This window comes from Prauserella isguenensis (assembly GCF_014191605.1).
Classification (GTDB): Bacteria; Actinomycetota; Actinomycetes; order Mycobacteriales; family Pseudonocardiaceae; genus Prauserella; species Prauserella isguenensis.
In genome coordinates this window covers 633,148-657,595 of sequence record NZ_JACHWU010000001.1, presented here as the reverse complement: position 1 = coordinate 657,595, position 24,448 = coordinate 633,148, and the positions used below count along the sequence as shown (strand labels likewise).

At 69.6% G+C, this 24,448-nt stretch carries 24 protein-coding genes and 1 tRNA gene; 14 read left to right on the top strand and 11 right to left on the bottom strand.

Annotated features, from left to right (window positions below; all coding sequences use genetic code 11):
• Nucleotides 1–176 precede the first annotated feature (176 nt).
• Entirely contained in the window at nucleotides 177–1,085 is a 909-nt protein-coding gene (locus tag FHS23_RS03045) for an aminoglycoside adenylyltransferase domain-containing protein (RefSeq protein ID WP_183647370.1), read from the bottom strand.
• 163 nt (nucleotides 1,086–1,248) lie between these two features.
• Between FHS23_RS03045 and FHS23_RS03040 the strand changes: the two genes are divergently transcribed.
• A complete protein-coding gene (locus FHS23_RS03040; protein ID WP_183647367.1) occupies nucleotides 1,249–1,812 on the top strand; it encodes a DUF2020 domain-containing protein in 564 nt (187 codons plus the stop codon).
• A 252-nt stretch (nucleotides 1,813–2,064) separates the two neighbouring features.
• The gene (locus FHS23_RS03035; protein WP_183647364.1) at nucleotides 2,065–2,511 is read left to right on the top strand and encodes a DUF6918 family protein; all 447 of its coding nucleotides are present in this window, start codon (nucleotides 2,065–2,067) and stop codon (nucleotides 2,509–2,511) included.
• Nucleotides 2,512–2,649: 138 nt separating this feature from the next.
• Here the strand turns inward: FHS23_RS03035 and FHS23_RS03030 are convergent, their stop codons facing one another.
• Nucleotides 2,650–3,189, bottom strand: coding sequence for a hypothetical protein (locus tag FHS23_RS03030; RefSeq protein WP_183647361.1), 540 nt, complete (start codon nucleotides 3,187–3,189; stop codon nucleotides 2,650–2,652).
• Between the two features lie 89 nt (nucleotides 3,190–3,278).
• Between FHS23_RS03030 and FHS23_RS03025 the strand changes: the two genes are divergently transcribed.
• Nucleotides 3,279–3,836, top strand: a complete 558-nt coding sequence (locus tag FHS23_RS03025; RefSeq protein ID WP_183647358.1) for a peptidylprolyl isomerase — start codon at nucleotides 3,279–3,281, stop codon at nucleotides 3,834–3,836.
• A 19-nt stretch (nucleotides 3,837–3,855) separates the two neighbouring features.
• Nucleotides 3,856–4,809 (top strand): rhomboid family intramembrane serine protease, encoded by a 954-nt coding sequence (locus FHS23_RS03020; protein WP_183647355.1) that lies wholly within the window; start codon nucleotides 3,856–3,858, stop codon nucleotides 4,807–4,809.
• 56 nt (nucleotides 4,810–4,865) lie between these two features.
• Here the strand turns inward: FHS23_RS03020 and FHS23_RS03015 are convergent, their stop codons facing one another.
• Nucleotides 4,866–5,378: a PH domain-containing protein gene (locus FHS23_RS03015; protein WP_183647344.1), complete on the bottom strand. Its 513-nt coding sequence runs from the start codon at nucleotides 5,376–5,378 to the stop codon at nucleotides 4,866–4,868.
• 80 nt (nucleotides 5,379–5,458) lie between these two features.
• Nucleotides 5,459–5,725 (bottom strand): cell division protein CrgA, encoded by a 267-nt coding sequence (gene crgA, locus FHS23_RS03010; RefSeq protein WP_183647341.1) that lies wholly within the window; start codon nucleotides 5,723–5,725, stop codon nucleotides 5,459–5,461.
• A gap of 203 nt (nucleotides 5,726–5,928) precedes the next feature.
• On the opposite strand from crgA, the gene FHS23_RS03005 reads away from it, so the two are divergent.
• The 3 genes from FHS23_RS03005 to FHS23_RS02995 are packed head-to-tail and all read left to right on the top strand — an operon-like array spanning nucleotide 5,929 to nucleotide 7,661.
• Nucleotides 5,929–6,840 carry a class E sortase gene (locus FHS23_RS03005; RefSeq protein WP_183647326.1) on the top strand — a complete coding sequence of 304 codons (912 nt, stop codon included), beginning with the start codon at nucleotides 5,929–5,931 and terminating at the stop codon, nucleotides 6,838–6,840.
• Between the two features lies 1 nt (nucleotide 6,841).
• Nucleotides 6,842–6,997, top strand: coding sequence for a hypothetical protein (locus FHS23_RS03000; protein WP_183647323.1), 156 nt, complete (start codon nucleotides 6,842–6,844; stop codon nucleotides 6,995–6,997).
• Nucleotides 6,998–7,022: 25 nt separating this feature from the next.
• Nucleotides 7,023–7,661, top strand: coding sequence for an aminodeoxychorismate/anthranilate synthase component II (locus FHS23_RS02995; RefSeq protein ID WP_183647318.1), 639 nt, complete (start codon nucleotides 7,023–7,025; stop codon nucleotides 7,659–7,661).
• A 112-nt stretch (nucleotides 7,662–7,773) separates the two neighbouring features.
• Here FHS23_RS02995 and pknB read toward each other — a convergent pair whose 3' ends face one another.
• The 7 genes from pknB to FHS23_RS02960 all read right to left on the bottom strand — a co-directional run bounded on the left by pknB (nucleotide 7,774) and on the right by FHS23_RS02960 (nucleotide 17,877).
• Nucleotides 7,774–9,801: a Stk1 family PASTA domain-containing Ser/Thr kinase gene (pknB, locus tag FHS23_RS02990; RefSeq protein WP_183647315.1), complete on the bottom strand. Its 2,028-nt coding sequence runs from the start codon at nucleotides 9,799–9,801 to the stop codon at nucleotides 7,774–7,776.
• Complete coding sequence (locus tag FHS23_RS02985; RefSeq protein WP_183647312.1) at nucleotides 9,798–11,183, bottom strand: serine/threonine-protein kinase; 1,386 nt, start codon at nucleotides 11,181–11,183, stop codon at nucleotides 9,798–9,800. The genes pknB and FHS23_RS02985 overlap by 4 nt, the downstream gene beginning before the upstream one ends.
• A complete protein-coding gene (locus tag FHS23_RS02980) occupies nucleotides 11,184–12,653 on the bottom strand; it encodes a penicillin-binding transpeptidase domain-containing protein (RefSeq protein WP_183647309.1) in 1,470 nt (489 codons plus the stop codon). It abuts the gene before it with no gap.
• On the bottom strand, nucleotides 12,650–14,473 hold the full coding sequence (locus FHS23_RS02975; RefSeq protein WP_246381283.1) for an FtsW/RodA/SpoVE family cell cycle protein: 1,824 nt from the start codon (nucleotides 14,471–14,473) through the stop codon (nucleotides 12,650–12,652). Before FHS23_RS02975 ends, FHS23_RS02980 begins: the two co-directional genes overlap by 4 nt.
• Nucleotides 14,473–15,933, bottom strand: coding sequence for a PP2C family protein-serine/threonine phosphatase (locus FHS23_RS02970; protein ID WP_183647306.1), 1,461 nt, complete (start codon nucleotides 15,931–15,933; stop codon nucleotides 14,473–14,475). The genes FHS23_RS02975 and FHS23_RS02970 overlap by 1 nt, the downstream gene beginning before the upstream one ends.
• Nucleotides 15,930–16,409, bottom strand: a complete 480-nt coding sequence (locus tag FHS23_RS02965) for an FHA domain-containing protein FhaB/FipA (RefSeq protein WP_183647303.1) — start codon at nucleotides 16,407–16,409, stop codon at nucleotides 15,930–15,932. The genes FHS23_RS02970 and FHS23_RS02965 overlap by 4 nt, the downstream gene beginning before the upstream one ends.
• A 160-nt stretch (nucleotides 16,410–16,569) precedes the next feature.
• Nucleotides 16,570–17,877: an FhaA domain-containing protein gene (locus tag FHS23_RS02960; RefSeq protein WP_281372339.1), complete on the bottom strand. Its 1,308-nt coding sequence runs from the start codon at nucleotides 17,875–17,877 to the stop codon at nucleotides 16,570–16,572.
• Nucleotides 17,878–18,011: 134 nt separating this feature from the next.
• Between FHS23_RS02960 and FHS23_RS02955 the strand changes: the two genes are divergently transcribed.
• The 7 genes from FHS23_RS02955 (at nucleotide 18,012) to FHS23_RS02925 (ending at nucleotide 24,437) form a co-directional block, all read left to right on the top strand.
• Nucleotides 18,012–18,094: transfer RNA gene (locus tag FHS23_RS02955), tRNA-Leu, on the top strand.
• 208 nt (nucleotides 18,095–18,302) lie between these two features.
• Nucleotides 18,303–19,361: a trans-sulfuration enzyme family protein gene (locus FHS23_RS02950; RefSeq protein WP_425501071.1), complete on the top strand. Its 1,059-nt coding sequence runs from the start codon at nucleotides 18,303–18,305 to the stop codon at nucleotides 19,359–19,361.
• Between the two features lie 70 nt (nucleotides 19,362–19,431).
• A complete protein-coding gene (locus FHS23_RS02945; RefSeq protein ID WP_183647293.1) occupies nucleotides 19,432–20,967 on the top strand; it encodes an ABC transporter substrate-binding protein in 1,536 nt (511 codons plus the stop codon).
• Nucleotides 20,964–21,944: an ABC transporter permease gene (locus FHS23_RS02940; protein ID WP_183647290.1), complete on the top strand. Its 981-nt coding sequence runs from the start codon at nucleotides 20,964–20,966 to the stop codon at nucleotides 21,942–21,944. The genes FHS23_RS02945 and FHS23_RS02940 overlap by 4 nt, the downstream gene beginning before the upstream one ends.
• Nucleotides 21,944–22,753, top strand: a complete 810-nt coding sequence (locus tag FHS23_RS02935) for an ABC transporter permease (RefSeq protein ID WP_183647287.1) — start codon at nucleotides 21,944–21,946, stop codon at nucleotides 22,751–22,753. Before FHS23_RS02940 ends, FHS23_RS02935 begins: the two co-directional genes overlap by 1 nt.
• The gene (locus FHS23_RS02930; protein ID WP_183647284.1) at nucleotides 22,750–23,595 is read left to right on the top strand and encodes an ATP-binding cassette domain-containing protein; all 846 of its coding nucleotides are present in this window, start codon (nucleotides 22,750–22,752) and stop codon (nucleotides 23,593–23,595) included. Before FHS23_RS02935 ends, FHS23_RS02930 begins: the two co-directional genes overlap by 4 nt.
• 50 nt (nucleotides 23,596–23,645) lie before the next feature.
• Complete coding sequence (locus FHS23_RS02925; RefSeq protein ID WP_183650721.1) at nucleotides 23,646–24,437, top strand: ATP-binding cassette domain-containing protein; 792 nt, start codon at nucleotides 23,646–23,648, stop codon at nucleotides 24,435–24,437.
• Nucleotides 24,438–24,448: the final 11 nt, after the last annotated feature.

The window sequence follows — 24,448 nt, the reverse complement described above, 5'->3', positions numbered from 1 at the left end:
CCGAGCGTCCCTGTGGTGTCGGCTACCCGGCGACGCAGGACCCCAAGACCCGCGCACTCGATGACGTCGTGGTCCGATTCTCGTCACTGCGCGGGCCTCCCCGAGGCCGACACTGCCCGATACCGCCGCCGACACCGCCTACCGACAAGCCCGATACCGTCCGCCGGCACCGGGCTTCACGATCGTCGCGCCGCCTGCGCCATCCAGTCGACGCAACCGTGGACCCGGGCCAGCACGTGGGCGGGCCACACCTCGTCGGCGTACTCGCTGCCGAGGTACAGCGCCCGCGCGTGCTCGGTCACCGCCCGGTACTCCTCCGGCAACCGCTGCGCAGCCCACGCCGCCGCCGCGTCCTTCGGCAGGATCTCGCCCGTCTCGACCGTGGCCCACGCGCGCGCCACCGTCAGGATCGCGTTCCGCGTGTCGGTGTCGACCTCGGCCAGTACGTCGTCGAGGCCAGCCAGGCTCGCGCGGACCACGTCCGCGTGCGTGACCGGCGCCAGCACCTCCCCGGGCGGCGGCCCCGCCAACGTCCGGTTCCCCGCCAGCGCCGAGGCCACCGCCAACACCAGATCCGCCATCGGCTCCGGCATCGGCACGTAACCGGCTTCGTAGCGCTCGCGGAGCCATTCGCCGTACAGGTAGTCGACCACCGGCGGGAACCGCCGCTGGTCACCCTCTCGCGTCGCACCGTTGTCCTCGGCGTCGCTCCGCGACGTGCCGCTCGATGCCGACGTAGGACCGGCCGTGTCGTCGACCGCCCCACCGCTACCCGCGTCACCGGGCGCCACGTCGCTGCGGACCACCACCATCAGCTCCACCGGCCGCAATCCGTCACCGATGCCGGACATCCCGAGCAGCCCGCGTGTCAGTTCCCGTCGTCGGTCGTCGTCGAGCCTGCGCCGCGTCACCGCCAGCACGTCGAGATCGCTGGCAGGCCGCAGGCCGCCCAGCACCGACGAGCCGTGCAGGTAACAGCCGATGACGTCGTCGACCACCACGCCGTCGACGAGCTCGGCCACCCGCAGTGCGAGTCCGTCGTCCGTCGTCGCCCGGCCGCCCCGGACGTCGTCGTCGCCAGTCATGTCGCCGCCTCGCATGTCGTCGACCTCGTGTCGTCACTTCCGAGGCCGTTGTTCCGGCCTCGGCGCCAGAGTGCCCGCCCACGCGTGAACCGGCCATGCGCACCGGCCGACACGTTCGGGTGCACCGGCTGCCGGGAACGGGTTTCTGGTTGACTCGGTCGCCATGCGACGACCTCTCGCGTTCGGTACCTGCGCAGGCATCGCGGCCGTGGCGGTCACGCTCGCCGGCTGCGACATCCCGGAACCCGGCGGCGACGACGGAACCACCGCGGAACCACAGACCCGTACCGTCACACGCACCAAGCCCGAGCCGAAGCTGCCGCCCGAGCCGAAACCGGCCCAGGTCGTCGACGCCTGCCCCTACCTGCCCACAGCCGAGGCGGAACGCGCCAACGGTCAGGGCGTCAGCGAAGTCCGCACCTCCACCGAGAAGCCGCACCCGACGTGCTTCTTCTACCGCCCTGACGGTGAGGTGCAGCTGACCACGCAGGTGTTCACCGGGGCGCCCGACGTCGCCACGGGCATCGTCGACCGCGCCGCCCCCGTCGACACGTCCAACCCCACCGAACAGCCCGCGGGTTGGAGCGGCGGCTACCTCGCCGACCGCGACGGCGCCGTCTACGCCGTCGCGAAACAGGGCACGGCCGTCGTAGTCACGACGAACCAGTCGCAGAGCGTCAAGGCCAGGACCGTTGCGAGCGACATCATCGCCACGCTCGGGCTGTGACCACCGCCTGACCACCGCCTGACCACCGCCTCTGCACCGTCGTCCCTCGGCTTCCTCGCACAGAGTGATCGGTCGACGACGGAGAACGGGCCACGACGTGAGTACGAAAACACCCGTGTACTAGGGTTGCGCCACACGTGCAGACCACCCAGCGTTGATCAAGAATCGCCGATTCCCCTGATCAGGTGACGATCGACCGTTCGGCTCTGCGCGGGTCCCCCTCCGAATTTCGAAGTGACAAAGGAAGATCTCGTGGCTGACACCCTCAAGGAAGCTCTGCTCGACTCGACCCGTCGTCCGGACGTCGTCACCGACCTGACCACGCTCATCGACCAGGAGGTCGACGACAAGAGCGGTGTGTCCGGCACGGTCATCAAGACCGGCTACGGCGCCGTCAAGAAGATCAAGCCGGGCATCATCGGTTCCGCTGTGGACAGCCTGCTCGACGATTTCGTCGCGGCGCTCGAGCCCATCTTCGCCGACTTCAAGGCCAGCGGCGGCGGCGACTTCGGCGCCTACCTGCCCACGCGGAGTGACGAGGCCGCCGACGCGCTCCTGTCGGTCACCGACTCGCGCGCCGAGCAGTCCTCGCGTGACTCCATCAAGAAGGTCTACGAGAAGCTCCGCCCGAAGGGCAAGGAGAACGTCGTGGAGGCGCTGCCGCGGCTCGGCGCGCTCATCCAGAAGTACACGGGCTGACCCGGGCGACCACACGCGAAAGGGCGACCTCCCGATGCGGGGAGGTCGCCCTTTCGCTGTGTTCGGTTCTGCGACGCTCGGCCGTGTCCGTCATCGGGATCCGGGCTGCGCTCGGGCGTCGCTGCGTGGCGGTGGCCGTCAGACCTGCTTCGACTGAGGCTTCGCGCTCGTCTGGCCGTTGTGGCTCGCCGCTGCACCCGTCTCCGGGTTGTCGGTGCTCTGCGGCGGGGCCGGCGCCACCGGGGCCTCCGGCTTCGGCCGCAGCGCGTACGCCACACCGGCGATGACGGCGATGGCCAGCACGATCGGAAGCTTCTTGCGCTTCTTCTTCTCGCCGGTCTCCGCACCGGCGGCAGCGCCCTTCGCCTCCTTCATCGCCACCTTGAAGTCCTTCTTGGCCATCTTGAAGTCCTTCTTGGCACGACGCTTCGACTCGCCCGCAGCCTTCGCGGCCTTCACGGCGGCCTTCTTGGCCTTCCGCGTCGGTTCCGTCAGCTCGCCGCGGCGATCGTCGGCGACCTGCTTGGCCTTCTTGGCGCTCTTGGAGACCTCTTTGCTGGCCTTCTTGGCCTGCGTGGCCAGCTTCTTCTGGGCGCGTCGCGAGGACTTCACGACCTCGTCGGTGCCGTCGGTCAGCCGGTCCTTCACGGACTCACCCGCCTCCGCGGTTCGAGTCATCGCCTCCACCTCGTTATTCGTTGGTTGTCTGCGTGTCACACTACCCGCCATCCTGCCCCTTACCGTCGGATTATGCCCGGGATGGCACGATGATTCGTGTGACTGAGAGCAACGAGAGCGTGGTCGGTACCAAGTTCAAGGCCACTCTGCACACCAACCGTGGCGACATCGCCATCAACCTTTTCCCTGATCACGCCCCGAAGACGGTCGCGAACTTCGTCGGTCTCGCCGAGGGCACGAAGGAGTACACGCAGCCGAACGCGAAGGGCGAGAAGAGCGGTCCGTTCTACGACGGCGCCATCTTCCACCGGGTGATCGAGGGCTTCATGCTGCAGGGCGGTGACCCGACGGGCACCGGTCGCGGCGGTCCGGGGTACAAGTTCGACGACGAGTTCCACCCGGAGCTCCAGTTCAACCGGCCGTACCTGCTGGCCATGGCGAACGCCGGACCGGGCACCAACGGCAGCCAGTTCTTCATCACGGTCGCGCCGACGCCGCACCTGAACTTCAAGCACACGATCTTCGGTGAGGTCGCCGACGACTCGTCGCGCGCCGTCGTCGACGAGATCGGCCGCGTCGCCACCGGCCCGGCCGACAAGCCGCTCGAGGACATCGTCATCGAGTCGGTCGAGATCGAACGCTCCTGATCTCTCCTCGGCACGTGCAGTGACTCAGCCTCCGTATCCGCCCGACCACGAACCGGCCAGGGCCGAGGGCGGGGCCCGGCCCGGATGCTGGTGGCATCCGAGCAAGCCGACGGGTTTGAGCTGCGTGCGATGCGGCCGTCCGGCCTGCCCGGACTGCTTGCGCGAAGCATCCGTCGGTTACCAGTGCATCGACTGTGTCGAAGCCGCACGTGCCCAGCAGCGCCGACCACAGCCGCTCCGCCCCGGCGACCGCACGGTCGCCGGGGCGCGCGTGTCGTCGAAGGCCGTCGTCACGCCGCTGCTGATCGCGGTCAACGTGCTGTTCTACGTCGTCACCGCCGCGCAGGCGGGCGACCCGATGAACAACCAGAACTCGGCGCTGCTCGACGGCGGTTCGCTGTGGCCGCTGGGCATCCACGTCCACGGCGAGTGGCTCCGGCTGCTCGCCTCGGGCTTCCTGCACTACGGCCTGCTCCACCTCGCGATGAACATGCTCGCGCTGTGGATCCTCGGCAAGGACCTCGAGCTGCTGCTCGGCAAGGTCCGTTTCCTCGCGCTCTACCTCGTGTCGCTGCTCGGCGGGTCGACGGCCGTGTTCCTGCTCGGCGACGTGAACGTCGGAACGGCAGGCGCCTCCGGTGCCGTGTACGGCCTGATGGGCGCGCTGCTCGTCGCCGTCCTGCGGCTGAAACTCAACCCCGGCGGCGCGATCGGCATCATCGCGATCAACCTCGTCCTGACCGTGACCATCCCCGGCATCTCGCTGCTCGGTCACCTCGGCGGACTGGTAGCGGGCGCGTTGGTGATGGTGGCGATGCTGTACGGCCCGAAGAAGGACCGTACGGCCTACCAGGTCACGATGGTGGGGCTACTGGCCGCCGCGTGCGTCGGCCTGATCATCTACCGCGACTCCACGATCGCGGCCGACATCTGCCGCAGTTACCCGGCGGTGTGCATGGGCACCAACGTCTGATGTCCGGCACCCGCGTCGCCGCCGCTCGGCTGCGCGGCGCGTGGCCGAGCGGCCGGTCAGTCGCCGACCTGTCGGTCCTCGCCGGGACCTGAGCTTCGAGCCTGCAGGGCAGTCAGGTCGTCGTGGACGTCGCGAGGGTCGACACCCAGTTCCAGCCAGCCCAGGACCACGAGCCCGGTGCCCTCGTCCGGTTCGGCGTCGCCGTCGGCGGGCGTCTCGGGCGAACGGTGTCCGGGCGACAGGGGTTCGATCTCCAGCGCGGTCGCGTCCCGGCCCATCCTGCGGACCGTCGTGAGGCGGATCCGGACCTCGTGCCAGGCCAGCGGCCTGGTGCCGCCGAGGCTGCGGACCCGCAGGCCCGCGGTGTCGGCCGTCAGCCGCGGCCGGACGAACGTGCCGTACGCGGCCGCTAGCGCCATCGCCGCCGCTCCGAGGCCGAACAGCACCGTGCCCGGCCGGTCGGCGGCTGTCGAGGCGCTGAGCGCGCCGGCAGCCGCCCCCACGGCGAGCACCCAGCCGATCGCCACCAGCCCCGGATGCGTCGACCAACTGAGAGTTGAGTTATCCACAGGGGCGTCCACAGTGGGGATCAATCACACCGGTGTAATCCGGTGTCCTGCGGCGGAAGCGAGCCGATCCGCCGATCGGCTCAACGCCATTTCATCGTCATGAGCAGGCCACTGATCATCAGGGCGAACCCGATCGCGAAGTTCCAGTTGCCCAGCTCCAACATGAAGGGGATCTTGTCGCCCGCGAGGTAGTTGACGACCAGCCAGGCCAGGCCCAGCAGCATCAACCCGAACATGACGATCTTGTACGGAAGCGGCGACGGACCGGCCGCCGCGACCTTGACCGGAGTTCTCCGGTCGGCCGGCGGGGTGTACGCCGTCTTCTTGCGGACCTTGGACTTGGGCATTGATGTCCCTCGTACTCTGCGAATCGAAACGCGTGTCGGTGCCTTAGTCACCGTCACCCAGACACGTTAACGTAAGCGCCCAGGCGTCCGAAGCAGTACTGAGGAGCCCGCGGGAAGCCCGGCACACCGTGTCGGGGCGACGCTGCGCGTGAAGGCCCGGCGCGCGCGACCACGGGCAGGAGTCATGGGCGAGAGGAGCCCCCTTGTCGACGTCCGACGAGGACCCGCAGACCACGCAGATCCGTGCGGCAGGCGCGGAATCGCCCCCGGCGAGGACCGCGGACCGACCGCCGGCACCGCCGCGTCCCCGCGGCGGCAAGGTGCGCGCCGCGGTCCGCGGTTTCGGCGAACTGCTCATCACGCTCGGTCTCGTACTGTTGCTGTTCGTGGTCTACGAGCTGTACGTCACGAACTGGAAGTCCGGCAGGCTCCAGAGCGAGGCCAGCACTCAGCTGGAGCAGGCCTGGCGCGACGCGCCGCAGGACGAGCGGCAGCTCCACGTCGATCCGGCCGACGGCCAGGCGTTCGCCCGCATGTACATCCCCACGTTCGGCGTCGACTGGAGCTTCACCGTCCAGGAGGGCGTCGGCCCGAAGGCGCTGGAGATCGGCCCGGGGCACTACAAGGACACCGCCATGCCCGGGCAGCCCGGCAACATGGGCGTCGCCGGCCACCGCGTCGGCAAGGGTGCCCCGTTCAACGACCTGGACCTGCTGAACTCGTGCGACCCGGTGGTCATCGAGACCGGCGACAGCTTCTACGTCTACCGCGTGCTTCCCATGGCCGGCGAGGTCGACGGCTGGGCCGAGGGCAAGGGCACGCAGCAGCGGTGCGCCAACGTCGCCCCGCTGCAGGACAAGCAGCACGCCTACGACGAGACGTTCGGCAGGCGCATCGTGCTGCCGAGCCGCGGCGACGCCGTCTCGCCCGTGCCGTACAAGGCCCGCAACCCGCTGCCGAAGGCGTCGCAGGCGTCGCTGCTCACGCTCACCACGTGCCACCCGCAGTTCTCCGACGCCGAGCGCATGATCATCCACGGGGTGCTGACGAACCAGTACAAGAAGGCCCAGGGCACCGGCTACGACGACCTGCTGGCCGAGATCGGGGAGGCGTGACATGTACGGCTGGATCTGGCGCCACCTGCCCGGACCGGTGGCCCTGCGCGCGGTCGAGGCGCTCGTGCTCGTCGCGGCCGTCGTTGCGCTGCTGATGTTCGTCGTCTTCCCGTGGCTCGAGCCGATGCTGCCGTTCAACGACGTCTCGGTGCAGTAGGGGGTTCGGTCGGTATCCTGCGGTCATGCGTGTACTGGTCGTCGACAACTACGACAGCTTCGTCTACAACCTCGTGCAGTACCTGGCGCAGCTCGGCGCCGAGCCCGAGGTGTGGCGGAGCGACGTCGTCGACCCGGACACGGTTCCGCAGTTCGACGGCGTGCTCGTCTCGCCCGGCCCGGGCACGCCCGAACGCGCGGGCCGCAGCATCGACGTGATCAACCGGTGCGCCACCGACGGCGTGCCGATGCTCGGCGTGTGCCTCGGCCACCAGGCCCTCGGCGTCGCCTGGGGCGCGACCGTGGACCGCGCGCCCGAACTGCTGCACGGCAAGACCAGCCAGGTGCAGCACAGCGGCGTGGGCGTGCTCGCGGGTCTGCCCGCACCGTTCACCGCCACGCGCTACCACTCGCTGACCGTGCTGCCCGAGACGATCCCCGACACCTTCGAGGTCACCGGCCGCACCGAGTCCGGCGTCGTCATGGGCATGCGGCACCGGCAGCTGCCGCTCGAAGGCGTCCAGTTCCACCCGGAATCCGTCCTGACGCAGGGCGGGCACCGCATGCTCGCGAACTGGATGGCAGCGGCGGGCCACCCCACGGCGCCCGCGACCGTCGACAGCCTCGAACAGGCCACCCGGTCCCTGCAGCAGGCAGCCGCCTGACCCACGGGACGCCCGCTCACGCGTCACGCCCCGCACACGAGAACGGCCGCACACGAGAACGGCCGCGCCACCCGGCAGGGCGGCGCGGCCGTCGCGGCTCATCGCGGTGGGATCAGGGGCCGTTACCAGGCGGGTCGAAGATCCCGCCGTCGTCGTCACCGCCGCCGCCGTTCTCGCCACTGGACGGCGGTGAGGACTCGCCTTCCTCGGCGCCGATGTACAGCGTCACCGGCTGGCCCTTCGTGATCGCCTCACCCGGCGCCGGGCTGCTGTTGGTGACCTTGCCGACCTCCTCGTCGTCGGCGCCGGGGTCCGCGACCCGGCTCGGCTGGCCGCCCTTCCAGCCCGCGTCCTTGAGCGCCTGCACGGCCTGCTGGTACGTCTTGCCGGTCAGATCCGGCATTTCCATCTGCTGGTTGGCGCCGTTGGACACCGTCAGCTGGATCGTGTGGCCGCGTTCGAACTCGCCCGCGTTCGGCGTCTGGCTGATCACCGTGCCCTGGGGCTGCTCGCTGTCAGTGGTGGTGCGCGACACCGTGAAGCCGAGCTGCTCGAGCCTCGCCTTCGCCTCGGCGAACTTCTTGCCCTGCATGTTCTCGACAGAGATCTTCTCGGGCGCCTTGCCCAGCGTGATAGTCACGCTCGTGCCCGATTCGACCTCGTGGTGGGCGGCCGGGTTCTGGCCGATGACCGTGTCCACGGCCGACGAGTCGTCGACCTCCTCGTAGTTCACGTCCTGGTCGAGCGACAGCCCGGCGTCCTTCAGCGCCTGCTCGGCCTCGCCCTGGTCCAGGCCCTGCAGGTCGGGCACCCGCACCTGCGACGGCTTGACACCCACCTGCAGCGTCAGCTGTTTCGTCACGTCCATCCGCGTACCCTCGGACGGCGACACGGCCAGCACCGTTCCCCGCTGGTCCGGGGTGCACGCGTTCGGATCGTTCCGGCCGGCCTGGGCGCGGCAGATGACCTCTTCCTGCTGCACGTTGGTGAAGCCTGCGTTGCTGAGCCGCTCGGTCGCCACCGCGGTCTGCTGCCCGACGACGTCGGGCACGGCCCGTTCGGTCGTCGAGTTGCTGTCGAACACGCCCGCCAGCCACGCGGCGAACGCCACGAGACCCACGCCGAGCAGCACGAGCAGCGCGATGAGCCAGCCCTTCCGGCGACGACGTCTGCGCTCGTACTCGTCGTCGTACGGCTGGGCGTAGTCGGCGTCGTCGTAGTTCCCGTCCGGTTCGCCCGCAGGCGCGCCCATCACCTGGGTGCGTTCCTCGTCGGACATCACCATCGGCGCCGACGGGCGCTGCCCGGTGAGCGTGCGCACCAGGTCGGAGCGCATCTCCGCGGCCGACTGGTAGCGGTTGTCGGCACCCTTCGCGAGCGCCTTCAGCACCACGGCGTCGAGCTCGGGCGAGACCTCCGGGTTCATCGCCGACGGCGGTTTCGGGTCCTCCCGAACGTGCTGGTACGCCACCGCCACCGGCGAGTCACCCGTGAACGGCGGGTCGCCCGTCACCAGCTCGTACAGCACACAGCCCGCCGCGTAGACGTCGCTGCGGGCGTCGACCCGCTCGCCGCGCGCCTGCTCCGGCGACAGGTACTGCGCCGTGCCGATGACGGCGGCCGTCTGCGTCATCGCGGCCTGGCCGTCGTGGACGGCGCGCGCGATGCCGAAGTCCATCACCTTGACGGCACCGCCCCGCGTGATCATCACGTTCGCGGGCTTGACGTCGCGGTGCACGATGCCGTGGCGGTGCGAGAAGTCGAGTGCCGCGGACACGTCCGCCATGACCTCCATGGCCCGCTGCTCCGGCATCGGACCCTCGGTCTTGACGATGTCCCGCAGGGTCCTGCCCTCGACGTACTCCATGACGATGTAGGGCAGCGGGCCGTACTCGGTGTCGGCCTCACCCGTGTCGTACACGGCGACGATGGCCGGGTGGTTCAGGGCGGCCGCGTTCTGCGCCTCGCGGCGGAACCGTTCCTGGAACTGGGGGTCGCGGGCGAGGTCGGCACGCAGGATCTTGACGGCCACCTCGCGGCCGAGCCGGACGTCGTGGGCGTGGTGGACCTCGGACATGCCGCCGTAGCCGAGCGTGTCGCCAAGCTCGTAGCGGTTGGAGAGCATTCTCGGTGCGCTCATTGCTCGGTGCCGTCCCACTTCGTCCACGGTGTGCCCGTCATGCCTTCTGCGTTCTCGTCCAGGGCCCCGGCGATGCCGTCGGAACCGGTTGTCGTTTCACCGGCGATGGTCACGCCGGTTGCGCCGCCGATGACCCCGTCGTCACCGTTGTCGCCCGACGCCTGCGACCAGTTACCCCCGGTCGGAGGCGGCTGGTCGCCGACCTGTCCCGGTGGCGGATCGGAACCCTGCCCGAGCAGCACGATCAGCAGCGCCGCGACGACGGCCACGACCAGCACGGCGGCCAACGTGAGAAGTATCCACATCCCGGCGGGCCGCTGTCGCTGGTGAGCCCCCGGCGCGCCCACGCCCGGCGGCGTCATGCCGTGGGACGCGGCCCCGTGGGAACCCATGACGCCACTCTGAGCCGGTGAGACCGGTGACACCGGCTGCATCGACGGGTGGGAACCCTGCCCCACCGTATTCGGCTGTGGCTGATTTACCGGCTGTCCGGCCTGTGTGACCTGGCCTGTCGCCGTGCCGTAGCCGGCCATCCCGGACGGCCTCGGCAGCGGATGTCCCGCCTTCACCGCGGCGACCGCGGCGGCGAACTCGCCACCGGTGGCGTAGCGCTGCCGCGGATCCTTCACGAGTGTGGCTTCGATCACGGCACGCGCGGCGGGAGGTACGTCCGGCGGCAACGGCGGCGGCGCGTCGCGGATGTGCATCATCGCCACCGTCACCGCGTTCTCCGACAGGAACGGCCTGCGACCAGCGAGGCACTCGTACCCGCACACCGCGAGCGAGTAGACGTCGCTGCCCGGCTCGGCGTCCTGCCCGAGCGCCTGTTCCGGGGCGATGTAGTGGGCGGTGCCCATCACCATGCCGTTGCGCGTCACGGGTGCCGAATCGGCGGCCTTCGCGATGCCGAAGTCCGTGAGCTTCACCGCGCCCGCGGGCGTGACCATGATGTTGCCCGGCTTGACGTCGCGGTGCACCAACCCGCGCTCGTGCGCGGCCTGCAACGCATGGCCCGCCTGCTCGAGGATGTCGAGTGTGCGCTCGGCCGAGATCCGGCCCTCGCGCTGCACGATCTCCGCGAGCGGCTCACCCTCCACCATTTCCATGACCAGGAACGCGATGGCCGACTCGCCGGCCTCGGTCTCGCCGTAGTCGTGCACCGCGGCGATGTTCTGGTGGTTCAGCGACGCGGTCGTCTTCGCCTCGGCGCGGAAGCGGTGCAGGAACTCGGCGTTGCCGGACAACTCGGCCTTGAGGATCTTCACCGCCACCGGCCGGTCCAGACGTGTGTCACTGGCCTCCCACACCTCGCCCATCCCGCCGACGGCGATCTGGCTGGTGAGGCGGTAGCGCTCCGCGATCAGTTGTCCGGTCGACAGCATCTAGCCACCCCCGAGCCCTGCGGACATGGTGGCCCTGGCGATCTCGGCGGCGACCGTCCCACCGGTGGCCGCCAGCCCGCGGTTGCCGCCCGACTCGACGATCACCGCGACGGCGATCTTCGGGTCGTCGTGCGGCGCGAACGCCGTGTACCAAGCGTGCGGCGGGGTGTTCTTCGGGTCGGAGCCGTGCTCTGCGGTACCCGTCTTCGAGGCGATCTTCAGCTCCGGGTCCTTGCCACCGCCGCCGGTGTTCTCCTCGGACTGGATCATCATCTGCGTCAGCGCCTCGGCCGATTCGGCCGACATGGCCGGTTCGCCGGTGAGCTCCTCGGGGGCGATGTCCTCGATGGTCGACAAGTCCGGGGCCAACCGTGCCTTGACCAGGTTCGGCTTCATCGCCATGCCGTCGTTGGCGACCGTCGCCGCGAGCAGCGCGTCCTGCAACGGCGTCAGCCGCACGTCCCGCTGGCCGATGCCGCTCTGGTACAGCGCGGCCGGGCTCTCCAACTCGCCGAGGCTCGACGGCACGACACCGAGCGGGATCCGCATGTCGTCCTCGCCGATGCCGAAGTTCGCCGCCGTCGCGCGGAGCTTCTCAGGACCGAGATCGCCCGCGATCTCCGCGAACGCCGTGTTGCACGAGTACTTCAGCGCGTCCTTGAGGGTGTTGCCGGGACACGTGGCCCCGCCGTAGTTCTCCAGCTGGGTGCTCGTGTGCGGGAGTGTGACCTCGGAGTCGGAGGTGACGCCAGCGTCCGGCGCCATCCCGTCCTCGAGCGCCGCGGCCGTCGTGACGATCTTGAACGTCGACCCGGGCGGGTACGTCTCGCGCACGGCCCGGTTCAGCATCGGGTTGCCGTCGGCCTCGCTGTACTCCTGCCATGCCTGCTGCTGCTTGTCACCGTCGTGGGAGGCCAACCGGTTGGGGTCGTACGACGGCGTCGACACCATGCCGAGGATGTGGCCGGTCTTCGGGTCCATCGCCACGACCGAGCCGGTGTAGCCGTTCTCCGTCATCGCCTGGTACGCGGCCTTCTGCACCGCGGGCTTGATCGTCAGCCGCACATTGCCGCCGCGCGGGTCGCGGCCGGTGACCATGTCCGACAGTCTGCGCACGAACAACCGCGGATCGGAGCCGTTGAGGAAGGCGTCCTCGGCGTTCTCCATGCCGCCCGCGCCGTACATGATCGAGTAATAGCCGGTCACGGGCGCGTACATCGGCCCGTTGCGGTAGGTGCGCCGGAAGTTGAAGTTGTCGTTCGACGGTTCGACGCCCGCCAGTACCTGCCCCGCCTCGTCGGAGACGATCTTGCCGCGCTCGCGGGAGTACTCCTCGTAGAGCACCCGCGAGTTACGCGAATCGGATGCGTAGTCGTCGCCCCGGATCACCTGGACGTACGTGGTGTTGGCCAGCAGCAGGGTCAGCATGGCCAGCATGACCATGCCGACCTTGCGCAGGGGAGTGTTCACGTCGCGTCATCCCCCTTCGGCCGGTTCGGTTCGTCGGTGCTGTCCTCGGTCGGCCAGGCGGGCTCCTCGGCCGCTGCCGACGGCTCCGCCTGTTGCGGGCCCGTCTGTGACGGGCCTGACGGCAGTGGCCCGTCCGAGGCGGGTTGCGCGGTCTGCGGCGGAGTCTGCCGCCCCCCGCGGGCCTGGCCCGGAGACTGCTGCCCGCCCGGTGCGGGAGGCACCGGCTGGTGGCCTGCCGCCTGATGCCCCGGGTTCTGCTGTCCCGCGTTCTGCTGTCCCGGCGCGGGTTGGCCCGGCCCCTGTTGGCCTCCCGAAGCCGACAACGCAGGGCCGCCCTCGGCCGGCGTCTGCGGCGGGCGCTGCACCATCACGGTGTGCGCCTCGGCGATCGGCGCCAGCTGCTTCGGCGGAGCCTCACCACTCGGCTTCTGCTGAATGGGCCTGCGGGCCGTGTCCGAGATGCGCAGCAACAGCGCCACCAGGATGTAGTTCGCGAGCAACGACGACCCGCCCGCGGACAGGAACGGCGTGGTCACACCCGTCATCGGGATGAGCTTCGTGACCCCGCCGACGATGACGAACACCTGCATGACGATCGCGAAGGACAGGCCACCGCCCAGCAGTTTGCCGAACGTGTCGCGCACCGCCAGCGCACTGCGCATCCCGCGCATCGCCAGCAGCAGGTACAACAGCAGCACGGCGGCGAGGCCGACGAACCCGATCTCCTCGCCGAGCGCCGCACTGATGAAGTCGGTGTGCGCCTCCGGCACCATCTCCGGCCTGCCCGCACCCAGTCCGGTACCGAACACGCCGCCGGTACCGAGCCCGAACAGTCCCTGCGCGATCTGGTAACCGCCGCCCGGGTCGTCGTAGGTCGCCAGCGGGTCGATCCAGTTGGTGACACGCTGCTGCACGTGGGTGAAGAGCTGATAGGCGATGAACGCGCCCACCAGGAACATGCTCAGCCCGACGACGACCCAGATCGCGCGCTCGGTGGCGACGTACAACATCATCAGCGTGATGCCGAAGAAGAGCAGCGCGGTGCCGAGGTCACGCTCGAACACGAGGATGCCGAGGCACACCACGGCAGCGATGATGATCGGCCCCAGGTCCCGCGCGCGCGGCAGTTCGACGCCCAGGATCCGTTTGCCCGCCGTCATGAACAGATCCCGTTTCGCGACGAGGAACGACGCGAAGAAGATCATCAACAGGATCTTGGCGAACTCGCCCGGTTGGATGGAGAAGCCCGGTAGCCGCAGCCACACCTTCGCGCCGTTGACCTCCGACAACGACGCCGGGAGCATCGCGGGCAGCGCCAGGAGGATGAGGCCCGCCAAGCCTGCCGTGTAGGCGTAGCTGGTGAGCGTGCGGTGGTCCTTGATGACGCGCAGCACCGCGAGGAACAGCGCCAGCGCCACCACCGTGTACAGCACCTGCCGCGGCGCGCTGCCCGCGAATTCCTCGCCCAGGGAACGCGCGCGTTCGGCCTCCGCGAGATCGAGCCGGTAGATCGCCACCAGCCCGAGTCCGTTGAGCAGCGCCACGCACGGCAGGATCAGCGGATCCGCGTACGGCGCCCAGCGCCGCACCGCCACGTGTGCCGCACTGAAGATCGCCAGGTAGGCGCCGCCGTACCAGAGGATCGACCACGACAGTGACTGTTCCTGGTTGATCTGCACCAACACGAACGCCGTCGTGACGATCACGGCCGCGAACGCCAGCAGCATCAGCTCCGTGCCGCGGCGTTTCGGCAGCTCACGAGGGGGGTTCGTGGTGTACTGCTGCCCGACCGCGCTCTGGTTGCCTGCGGCCGCGGCCATCAGTTACCGCCCGAGCCGGGCGCCGGACGGCAGTCCACCCCCGGCTGCTGGTCCTGTCCCGCCTGCGTGGTGGCTTCACCCGATGCCGAGTCGTTCTGGTTCCGCCGGTCCTGCCCGGAGTCGCCGGTGCCGCCGGTGCCGCCGTTGTCGTTCTGCTGCCGCTCGCCGTCACCGATGCCGCCGATGATGCCGCCGCCCTGCGGCTGCTCCTGCTGGTCGTCGCAGATCTCCAGCATGTTGTTGCGGCGCAGCGTGTCGATGTACTCCCGCGCCGACGCCAGGTCGTCGCGCTTGACCGAGTTCGACACTGCCGAGCGCGCGTCCTGCTGCAGGTCCTGCAGACGCAGCGGCTCGCACAGCGTCGAGGACGGGGGACACGACCCCTCGGCCTCCTCGTGCAGGTCCAGACCGAGCACGCTGCCGGGAATGCCCTGGTAGATGACGACCTCGTTGTTCGACCCGACCCCGACGTAGTACTGGCTCATCACGAAGTACCGCGTCGTGATCGCCGCGGCCGCGAGCAGCACGATCGCGAGCCCGATGCCGACGAGTAGGCGGATGCGCTTGCGCCGCTTCGCCTTCGGATCCTCCGGCGGCGGGCCCGTTTCGGCCTGCTGCGCCGGGGACGCCTGCTGCTGCGGAGCCGTGAGCGCACGCGCCCGCGCCGCCGGGGAGTCGCCCTGCGGGCCCTCGTCGGTGCCGTCGCCCGCGGCGCCACCCACGATCGGGGCGTTCTCGCCGTAGTCGACGTCCACGACGTCGGCGATGATCACCGTGACGTTGTCCGTACCGCCGCCCTTGAGCGCCAGCTCGATCATCCGGTCGGCGCACTCCTGCGGGTCCGGGATCTGCATCGCCTCGGCCAGCGTCTCGTTGCTGACCATGCCCGACAGTCCGTCCGAACAGAACAGGTACCGGTCGCCCGCGCGAGCCTCACGCACCGTCAGGCTCGGTTCGACCTCGCTGCCGGTCAGCGCCTTGAGCAGGAGTGAACGCTGCGGATGCGTCGCCGCCTCCTCCTCGGTGATCCGTCCCTGCTCGATCAGCTCGTTGACGAAGCTGTCGTCGCGCGTGATCTGTGAGAACTGCCCGCCGCGCAGCATGTACGCACGCGAATCGCCGACGTGGACCATGCCGAGCTTCGATCCCGAGAACAACGCCGCCGTGAGCGTCGTACCCATGCCGTCGAGCTCGGGGTCGTTCGACACCAGTTCGGCGATGGCCTGATTGCCCTGGATGGTGGCGTCACGGAGCTGGCTGACCAGGTCGTCACCGGGTTCGTCGTCGTCGAGCGGAGCCAACGACGCGATGACGACCTTGCTGGCCACCTCACCGGCGGCGTGGCCGCCCATACCGTCGGCCAGCGCCAACAGGCGGGGGCCGGCATATACCGAGTCCTGGTTGTTGGATCGCACCAGGCCGCGGTCACTGCGTGCCGCGTAGCGAAGGACGAGAGTCATGGGCGAAGCTCGATCACCGTCTTGCCGATCCGGATGGGGACGCCGAGCGGGACTCGGAGGGGTGCAGTGACCTTAGCCCGGTCGAGGTAGGTGCCGTTCGTCGAGCCCAGGTCTTCCACGTACCACTCGTCTCCGCGTAGGGAGATGCGAGCGTGGCGCGTCGACGCGTAGTCGTCGTCGAGCACCAGAGTGGAGTCGTCGGCACGGCCGATCATGATCGGCTTGCCGTCGAGTGCGATGCGCGTGCCGGACAGGGCACCCTGCGTGACGACGAGCTGCCGCGGCATCTTCCCGCCGCCGCGTCCGCCTGCACGTGGGCGTTTCTTGTCCTTGCCGCGGCGCAGACTGGGGAGGTTCACCCGCAGGCCGGACGCCGCGTAGAGATCCGAACGCACCACGCGCAGCGCGGCGAACACGAACAGCCACAGCAAGAGCAGAAACCCTGCTCTGGTGAGTTGTACGACCAGCTCCGGCACCTGTTGTGTCAGCTCCCGCCTTTTCGCGCTCGCCCCACGGCGAACACGCCGCAGGCCCCCACATGGCCGCCATTATGCGTGACCAGCACGCGGCGCCCATGCGGGATTGCCGAAAAATCCGGGTTCCGCAGCCCCAGGTCCGGCCGAAACCCGGATTCGCTCAGCCCTGGGTCCGGAAAACCAGCGACGAGTGACCCACGCGGATCACGTCACCGTCGGCCAGCTGCCAGGTCTGGACCGGCGTGCCGTTGACCGTCGAGCCGTTCGTCGAACCGATGTCGGCGAGCGTGGCGCTCTGGCCGTCCCACGTGATCTCCAGGTGGCGACGCGACACACCCGTGTCCGGGAGACGGAAGTCGGCGTCCTGGCCGCGGCCCACGACGTTGCTGCCCTGCTTGAGGGAGTAGTTCCGGTTGGAACCGTCGTCGAGCTGCAGCGACGCCGCCAGCGGCCGCGGCGGGGCGCCCGCCGGTGCACCGGGTGCGCCGGGCGCGCCGAAACCGGGCTGGCCGTACGGGTCCTGTGCGGGCTGGCCGTACGGGTCCGACTGCGGGGGCGGGGCCTGCGCCGGGTAGCCGCCGGGAGGGCTCGGCGGGGCCGCGTAGCCCTGGTCGTAACCGCCGGGAGGCTGGCCGTACGGGTCCTGCGGGGGCTGGCCGTAACCGGGCTGGCCGTAACCGGGGTCGTAGCCGCCGGGCTGGCCGTAACCCTGGCCGTACGGGTCCTGCTGCGGCGGCTGGCCGTAACCCTGGTCGTAGCCGGGCTGGCCGTAACCGGGGTCGTAGCCGCCGGGCTGGCCGTAACCCTGGGCATAGGGGTCCTGGCCGTACTGGTCGTAGCCGGGCTGACCGTAGCCCTGGTCGTAGCCCTGCTGGCCGTACTGGTCGTACCCGGGCTGGCCGTAACCCTGGCCGTACGGGTCCTGGCCGTACTGGTCGTAGCCGGGCTGTCCCTGTCCGTATCCGTACTGGCCCTGGCCGTACGGGTCACCCTGGTCGTACTGGCCGTAGCCGCCGGGCTGGCTCATTGCTCGGTCTCCTGCGTCGCTGGTTCGTGCCGGCCGTGCTTGACCGTCGCCATCAAATGCTGCGGTGACGTCGGGATCAACGGTCGAGCGGGTCTTGAACTGTCCAGTATGCAGCGCTTCGTTGCGCTCTAGCGAAACTACGACGTCACCATAGGTGTCCCAACCGTGTTCGGACAGATGCTGTGAGACGGCATCCGCCAGCAATCCGGTGACCCGCTGCTCATCGCCCGCCATCCGATCGTGATCTGCAGCACCCAAGGAGACGATGTAGTGGTTCGGAGCGAGCTTCCGCCCGCCCGCGAGCTCACGAACGTTGTCCTCACTCTCGCGCTCCAGACTGTGCGCCACTTCCTCCGTGACGACGTTGCCACCGAACATCCGGGCGAAGGTGTTGCCCACCAGACTTTCGAGGCGCCGGTCAAAACGCTGAACACGACCCAATCCGGACAACCTCCTCCCTGGTGAACGCCCCTCGTCCATCGATCGTATCTGGGTTTGGCGCCCATGACACCGGGGCCGGTGAAAGCCCCTGAAACGGCCTGCTAGGCTATTGGTGCTGCCGCAGAGAGGCACTCGCGCGAGTGGCGGAATGGCAGACGCGCACGGTTCAGGTCCGTGTGTCCGAAAGGACGTGTGGGTTCAACTCCCACCTCGCGCACTCGATCGAAGGCGCCCCACGCTCATCGCTGGGGCGCCTTCGTTTTTTTGATCCTCGTCATGCTTCACGACGCCGTGTTGTGCATTCCGGGGACCGTGTTGCGGGTTCCGGGGACCGTGTTGCGAATCCACGTGCCACCGGGGAGATGCGACATCGCGTTGATCTCGTTGACGGGACGCACGCAGTGGGCACGGCTACGGTTGGCCGCGTGAACGATTCGTGGTCCCCGCGCACTCGCGCCATCCTCGCCGGCCGCCCCGACGCCGGTGACGGCAGTCCGGCCAACGTCCCCCTCGTGTCGGCCAGTGCTCTCGGCCTCGAGTACTCGCGCGAGGTCGGCACTCCCACGTGGGCGGCGTTCGAGGAGGCCGTCGGTGCACTCGAAGGCGGCACCGCAACGGCCTACGCCTCCGGCATGGCCACCGTCACGGCCGTGCTCGCCCTCCTGCCCGTGGGCGCGACGATCGCCGTGCCCGTCTACAGCTACGCCGGGACGCGCAGCGCCTTCGACCACGCCCACCAGCAGGGCAGGCTCTCGGTCCGGCGCATCGAACCCACCGACACCGATGCGTGGGTGGCCGCGGCGGGAGAGGTCGACGTCCTGTGGCTCGAATCGCCCACCAACCCGACGCTCGACGTCATGGACCTCGCCACGATCCTGGACGCCGCCCGTTCGAGTGACGCCACGCCGCTGACGGTCGTCGACAACACGTTCGCCACCCCGATCGGTCAACAGCCCCTCGGTCTGGGTGCCGACGTGGTCGTACACAGCGTCACCAAGTTCATCGGCGGACACAGCGACCTGCTCCTCGGCGTGGCGGTGACCGGCCGTGACGAGTTGTCGACCTCGCTGCGCGAGGCGCGCACGCGGACGGGCACGACACCCGGTGCACTCGAGGCGTGGCTGGCGCTGCGTGGGTTGCGCACGCTCGGGGTGCGGCTGGCCGAGGCGTCGAAGACCGCGGCGGTGCTGGCCGAACGGCTCGGCGGGAACCCGACCGTCGAGCGGGTGCGCTACCCGGGGAAGGGCGCGATGCTCTCGTTCGACCTCGCCGACGGCGACGCCGCCGAACACCTCTGCGCGAACTTGAAACTCATTCATAATGCGACGAGCCTCGGCGGGGTCGAGAGCACCGTCGAACGGCGCGCCCACCTGCCGGGCGACTCGCACGTGGCGCCGGGCCTGTTACGGCTGAGTGTCGGCCTCGAAGACCCCGAGGACCTGTGGCGGGACCTGTCGGCTGCGCTGGGTGGTCGACCCTCTTGACCGTTGATCTTCGCGGTGCCACTGTCACCTGCTGATCGGGTTCTCCGGAGCGGTCGGGAGGCGGTGACGGATGTCGACACGGCCGTCGGCGCTCTCGGCGCTGGTGTCCGCCGCGGTGTTGGCCGCGCCCCTCGCCCTGGCCGGTTGCACCGCCGGATCGACGGCGATGGTGGCGGGTGGCCCTTCGACGCTCGCCGTCGGGTTCACCGCGGAGCCGCAGAACTTCGACTTCACCACCACCGACGGTGCCGCGATTCCGCAGGCGCTGCTCTACAACGTCTACGAGACGCTGGTGAAGATCGACTCCGACGGTCGGATCACCGAGGGCCTCGCCGAGTCGTGGGACATCAGCGACGACCGGACGGTGTACGACTTCCACCTGCGTGACAACGCGACGTTCAGCAACGGCGAGCCGTTCACCGCCTCGGACGTCAAGTTCTCCATCGAGCGGGTGCAGCGGGACTGGACCATTTCGCTGAAGTCCGGAATGGACGTCGTCGACCGCGTCGAGGTGGTCGGCGAGCACCACGCCCGCGTGGTGCTGAGCAGACCGAGCAACTCGTGGCTGCGTGCCATGACGACCCGGATCGGCGCGATGTTCGACCCGAACGGTGTGTCCGACCTCGCGAACGATCCCGTCGGCACCGGTCCGTACGACGTCGAGAGCAGGCGCCGCGGCGATTCGGTCGTGCTCACCCGCAACCCGGAGTACAGCCGGCCCGGCGATCCTCGACCCGAACCCGACTACGGCACGGTCGTGCTCAAGTACTACGCCGACGCGACCGCGCTGAACAACGCACTGCTCTCCGGCGGCATCGACGTCATCTCCGGGGTGACCGCGCCCGATTCGGTGCCGCAGTTCGAGGCCGACAACCGCTTCCGCGTGCTGCAGGGCACGACGAACGGTGAGGTCGTGCTCGCCTACAACAACCGCCGTGCGCCGCTCGACGACGTGCGGGTGCGGAAGGCGTTGACGTACGCCATCGACCGGAAGGCGCTGCTCGAGGCCGCATGGGGTGGGCGAGGGAAGCTGATCGGCAGCATGGTTCCGCCCACGGACCCGTGGTTCGAGGACCTCTCCGGCGAGTACCCGTACGACCCGGAGCGCGCCCGCAGGTTGTTGCGCGAGGCCGGACACGAGTCGCTGCGGTTGAACCTGCGGATCGCCAACCTGCCGTACGCCGTGTCGTCGGCCCAGGTCATCGCATCGCACCTGAAGAAGATCGGTGTGACCGTCGACATCGAACCGCTCGACTTCCCCGCGGTGTGGCTGCAGCAGGTCTTCACCGACGGCGACTACGACATGTCGATCGTCCAGCACGTCGAACCGCAGGACATCACGACGTTCGGCGATCCCGAGTTCTACTGGGGCTACGACAGCCGCCGAGTGCAGCGCCTACTCTCGGAGGCCGACACCGCGCCGCCACGGGAGTACATCTCCGATATGCGCGAGGTCGCCAGGACGTTGTCCGACGACGCCGCCGCCAACTGGCTGTTCCTGTTCCCGAACATCGTCGTCGCGAAGAACGAGGTCCGCGGGCTGCAGGCCAACCAGGTGAGCGAGGCGTTCGACCTCACAGGGCTCCGGCGGCAGGGGTCGTCATGACGACCGCCGAACGGCTCGCGGCGGGTGCGGGGCCTGCTGCGGCGATCGCCCGCAGGCTGGTGATCTTCGTGGCGAGCGGGTTCGTCGCGTCGGTCGTGGTGTTCGCGTTCATGGCGGTGCTGCCCGGCGATCCGGCGCAGGTCGCGCTCGGGGTGAACGCGACGCCGGAACTCGTCGAACAGACGCGGCAGCAGTTCGGCCTGGACCGGCCACTGGTGACGCAGTATCTCGACTGGATGGGCGGACTGCTGACCGGCGACTTCGGCACGTCGTACGTGACGAAGGAACCGATCGGGCCGCAACTCGTCGACCGGCTGGGCGTGACCCTGTGGCTGGTCGGCGCGGGGATGCTCGTCGCGGTACTGATCGCCGTGCCGTTGGGGATCGTCGCCGCAGTGCGGCACCGCAAGCCGAGCGGCGTCGGAGTGTCGGCAGCGGCGCAGGTCGGCGTGGCGGTGCCGGCGTTCCTGGCGGCGATCATCCTGGTGCAGGTGTTCTCGGTGCAGCTGGGCTGGCTGCCGTCGGGCGGTTGGACACCTCCCGCCTACGACCTCGGCGCCTGGCTGCGGGGGCTGATCCTGCCCGCGGTCTCGCTGGGTCTGGTGCAGGGAGCTGTGCTGACGCGGTACGTGCGGTCGGCGGTGCTCGACGTGCAGCGGGAGGACTTCCTGCGCACCGCACGGGCGAAGGGGCTGCGGCCGTACCCGGCGCTCGTGCGGCACGGGTTGCGGAACGCCGCGGTACCGGTGGTGACGGTCCTCGGGGTGCAGCTGGCGACGTTGCTCGTCGGCGCTGTGGTGATCGAGCGCGTGTTCGTCCTGCCGGGGCTGGGCAGCATGCTGCTCGACTCGGTGGCGGCACGGGACCTGCTGGCGGTGCAGAGCATCGTGCTGGTGCTCGTCGTCGGCGTGCTGCTCGTGAACTTCCTGGTCGACGTGCTCTACACAGTGCTCGATCCCCGGCTGCGGAGGTCGTGATGCGCGGAAACCTCGTCGTCGGTGGGTCACTCGTGGGGCTGGTCGTGGTGACGGCCCTCGTGTCGTTCGTGTGGACTCCGCTCGATCCGCAGGCCGTCGACGCGAGCGTGCGGCTGCTCGGCCCGACGTCGGACCACCTGCTCGGCACCGACAAGTTCGGCCGCGACGTCTTCAGTCAGCTCATGGTCGGTGCGCAGACGACGCTGTACGTCGGGATCGTCGCCGTGGGCGTGGCCGCCGTGGTCGGGGTGCCGCTGGGGGTGCTGGCGGCGATGGGGCCGCGGTGGCTCGGCGAGTTCGTCATGCGCACCAGCGATCTTGTGCTGGCGTTCCCCGCGCTGCTGCTGGCGATCATGCTCGCCGCCGTCTACGGGGCGAGCACGTTGACGGCGATGATCGCGATCGGAGTGGCGACCGTGCCTGCGTTCGCGCGGGTGGCGCGGGCGGGCACGATGCAGGTGCTCTCACGGGAGTACACGCTCGCCGCCCGGGCCGGTGGCCGGTCGCGGTCCTGGATCGCCTGGCGGCACGTCCTGCCGAACATCTCGGGCATGGTCGTGGTGCAGTCGTCGGTGTCGTTCGCGATGGCGGTACTCGCCGAGGCGGCGTTGTCGTTCCTCGGGTTCGGCACCGCGCCGCCGACGCCGTCATGGGGGCGGATGTTGCAGGAATCGCAGGAACTGCTGGCCGTCGACGTGCGGCTGGCGCTCGTTCCGGGCCTGGCGATCGCCGCGGTCGTGCTCGGTTTCAACCTGCTCGGCGACGGCCTCCGCGACCGTTTCGACCCGCGCCTGGAGGCCCGCCGATGAGCGAACCCGTCCACCCCCAGGGGCACCTTGGGGGCGTTGACAGCTCCGGTTCTTCCCTCGATCAAGGGCTGCACCGTGAACCCGAACGTGACGAGCTGCTGAACGTCGACGGGCTGAGCATCGCGAACGGCGACGTGACCCTGGTCGACGACGTGTCGTTCCACATCGCGCCCGGGGAGCGGGTCGGGCTGATCGGCGCGTCCGGCTCGGGCAAGTCCCTGACCGCGTCGGCGATCATGGGCTTGCTACCCGACGGGATGTCACCGTCGGGATCGGTGACGTTGCGCGGACGCGAACTCCTCGGAGCCCCGGAACGCGACCTCTCGCGGCTACGCGGCAAGGACCTCGGCATGGTGTTCCAGGAGCCGATGACCGCGCTCAACCCGGCGATGCGCATCGGCAGGCAGGTCGCCGAGACCCTCACGATCCACGGCACGTCCCGTCGCAGGGCGGCCGAACGCGCCCGGGAACTGCTCGACCGCGTCGGCCTGCCCGAGCGGACGGCACGTGCTTACCCTCACGAACTCTCCGGAGGCCAGCGGCAACGGGTGCTGCTCACGATCGCGCTCGCCAACGACCCGTCGCTGCTGATCTGCGACGAACCCACCACGGCGCTCGACGTGACGGTGCAGGCGCAGGTGCTCGACCTCATCGCCGAAGGCGTGCGTGACCGCGGCAGTGCACTGCTGTTCATCACCCACGACCTCGCCGTGATCGCGTCGGTGTGCGAACGCGTGCTGGTGTGCCGGGACGGTCGCCTCGTCGAGGAGGGCCTCGTCACGGACGTGTTGTCGGCGCCCGCACACGACTACACCCGACGACTCCTGGAGGCCGCACTGTGACGTCCACAGCAGACAGCGCCGCCGGTGACGTCGCCGTCGGCGACGGCCCGATCGTCGCGGTGCGCGACCTCGCACGGACGTATCGCGGCGGCGTGCACGCGCTGCGTGGCGTGTCACTCGACGTGCCGCGTGGCGGCAAGCTCGGCATCGTCGGCGAATCCGGTTCCGGAAAGTCCACTCTGGTCAGACTGCTCGCAGCGCTCGACCGGCCCACCGCCGGCACGATCACGTTCGACGGCACGCGCGTCGACGACCGCCGCGACCGCGACCTCGGATTCCTGCGACGCCGGTTGCAGATCGTGTTCCAGGACCCGATGGGTTCGCTCGACCCGCGCATGCGCGTGCGCGACATCATCAGCGAACCGCTCGGCCGCACGCGCGGCCGCGACGAACGGGTCGCCGAGTTGCTCGAGGCCGTCGACCTTCCCGCCGACGCGGGCGGGAAGCATCCGCATCGGTTCTCGGGTGGGCAGCGGCAGCGTATCTCGATCGCCCGCGCACTGGCCCCGCGTCCCGACGTGCTGATCGCCGACGAGGCCGTCAGCGCACTCGACGTCCTGGTGCGTCAGCAGATCCTGGATCTGCTCACCCGACTCGTCGACGAGTACGCGCTGACGCTCGTGTTCGTCTCGCACGATCTCGGCGTCGTTCGGAAGGTGTGCGACGAGGTCGCCGTCATGCGCCGGGGCGAGATCGTCGAGCAGGGCCCCGTCGACACGGTGTACGACACGCCCCGCCACGAGTACACCCGCGAGCTGATCGCCGCGGCCCCCACGCTGCACGGCGCGTTGTCGACGGCGCCGCCCCCGACTTCGGTGGAGCCTGCACAGCCCGAGAGTTGAGTCCGAAAAGG

Bases quoted from the DNA above. Each gene is read 5' to 3' on its own strand.
- FHS23_RS03045 (WP_183647370.1), bottom strand. From the start codon at position 1,085: ATGACTGGCGACGACGACGTCCGGGGCGGCCGGGCGACGACGGACGAC.
- FHS23_RS03040 (WP_183647367.1), top strand. From the start codon at position 1,249: ATGCGACGACCTCTCGCGTTCGGTACCTGCGCAGGCATCGCGGCCGTG.
- FHS23_RS03030 (WP_183647361.1), bottom strand. From the start codon at position 3,189: ATGACTCGAACCGCGGAGGCGGGTGAGTCCGTGAAGGACCGGCTGACC.
- FHS23_RS03025 (WP_183647358.1), top strand. From the start codon at position 3,279: ATGATTCGTGTGACTGAGAGCAACGAGAGCGTGGTCGGTACCAAGTTC.
- crgA (WP_183647341.1), bottom strand. From the start codon at position 5,725: ATGCCCAAGTCCAAGGTCCGCAAGAAGACGGCGTACACCCCGCCGGCC.
- FHS23_RS03000 (WP_183647323.1), top strand. From the start codon at position 6,842: ATGTACGGCTGGATCTGGCGCCACCTGCCCGGACCGGTGGCCCTGCGC.
- FHS23_RS02995 (WP_183647318.1), top strand. From the start codon at position 7,023: ATGCGTGTACTGGTCGTCGACAACTACGACAGCTTCGTCTACAACCTC.
- pknB (WP_183647315.1), bottom strand. From the start codon at position 9,801: ATGAGCGCACCGAGAATGCTCTCCAACCGCTACGAGCTTGGCGACACG.
- FHS23_RS02985 (WP_183647312.1), bottom strand. From the start codon at position 11,183: ATGCTGTCGACCGGACAACTGATCGCGGAGCGCTACCGCCTCACCAGC.
- FHS23_RS02975 (WP_246381283.1), bottom strand. From the start codon at position 14,473: ATGGCCGCGGCCGCAGGCAACCAGAGCGCGGTCGGGCAGCAGTACACC.
- FHS23_RS02970 (WP_183647306.1), bottom strand. From the start codon at position 15,933: ATGACTCTCGTCCTTCGCTACGCGGCACGCAGTGACCGCGGCCTGGTG.
- FHS23_RS02945 (WP_183647293.1), top strand. From the start codon at position 19,432: ATGTCGACACGGCCGTCGGCGCTCTCGGCGCTGGTGTCCGCCGCGGTG.
- FHS23_RS02940 (WP_183647290.1), top strand. From the start codon at position 20,964: ATGACGACCGCCGAACGGCTCGCGGCGGGTGCGGGGCCTGCTGCGGCG.
- FHS23_RS02935 (WP_183647287.1), top strand. From the start codon at position 21,944: ATGCGCGGAAACCTCGTCGTCGGTGGGTCACTCGTGGGGCTGGTCGTG.
- FHS23_RS02930 (WP_183647284.1), top strand. From the start codon at position 22,750: ATGAGCGAACCCGTCCACCCCCAGGGGCACCTTGGGGGCGTTGACAGC.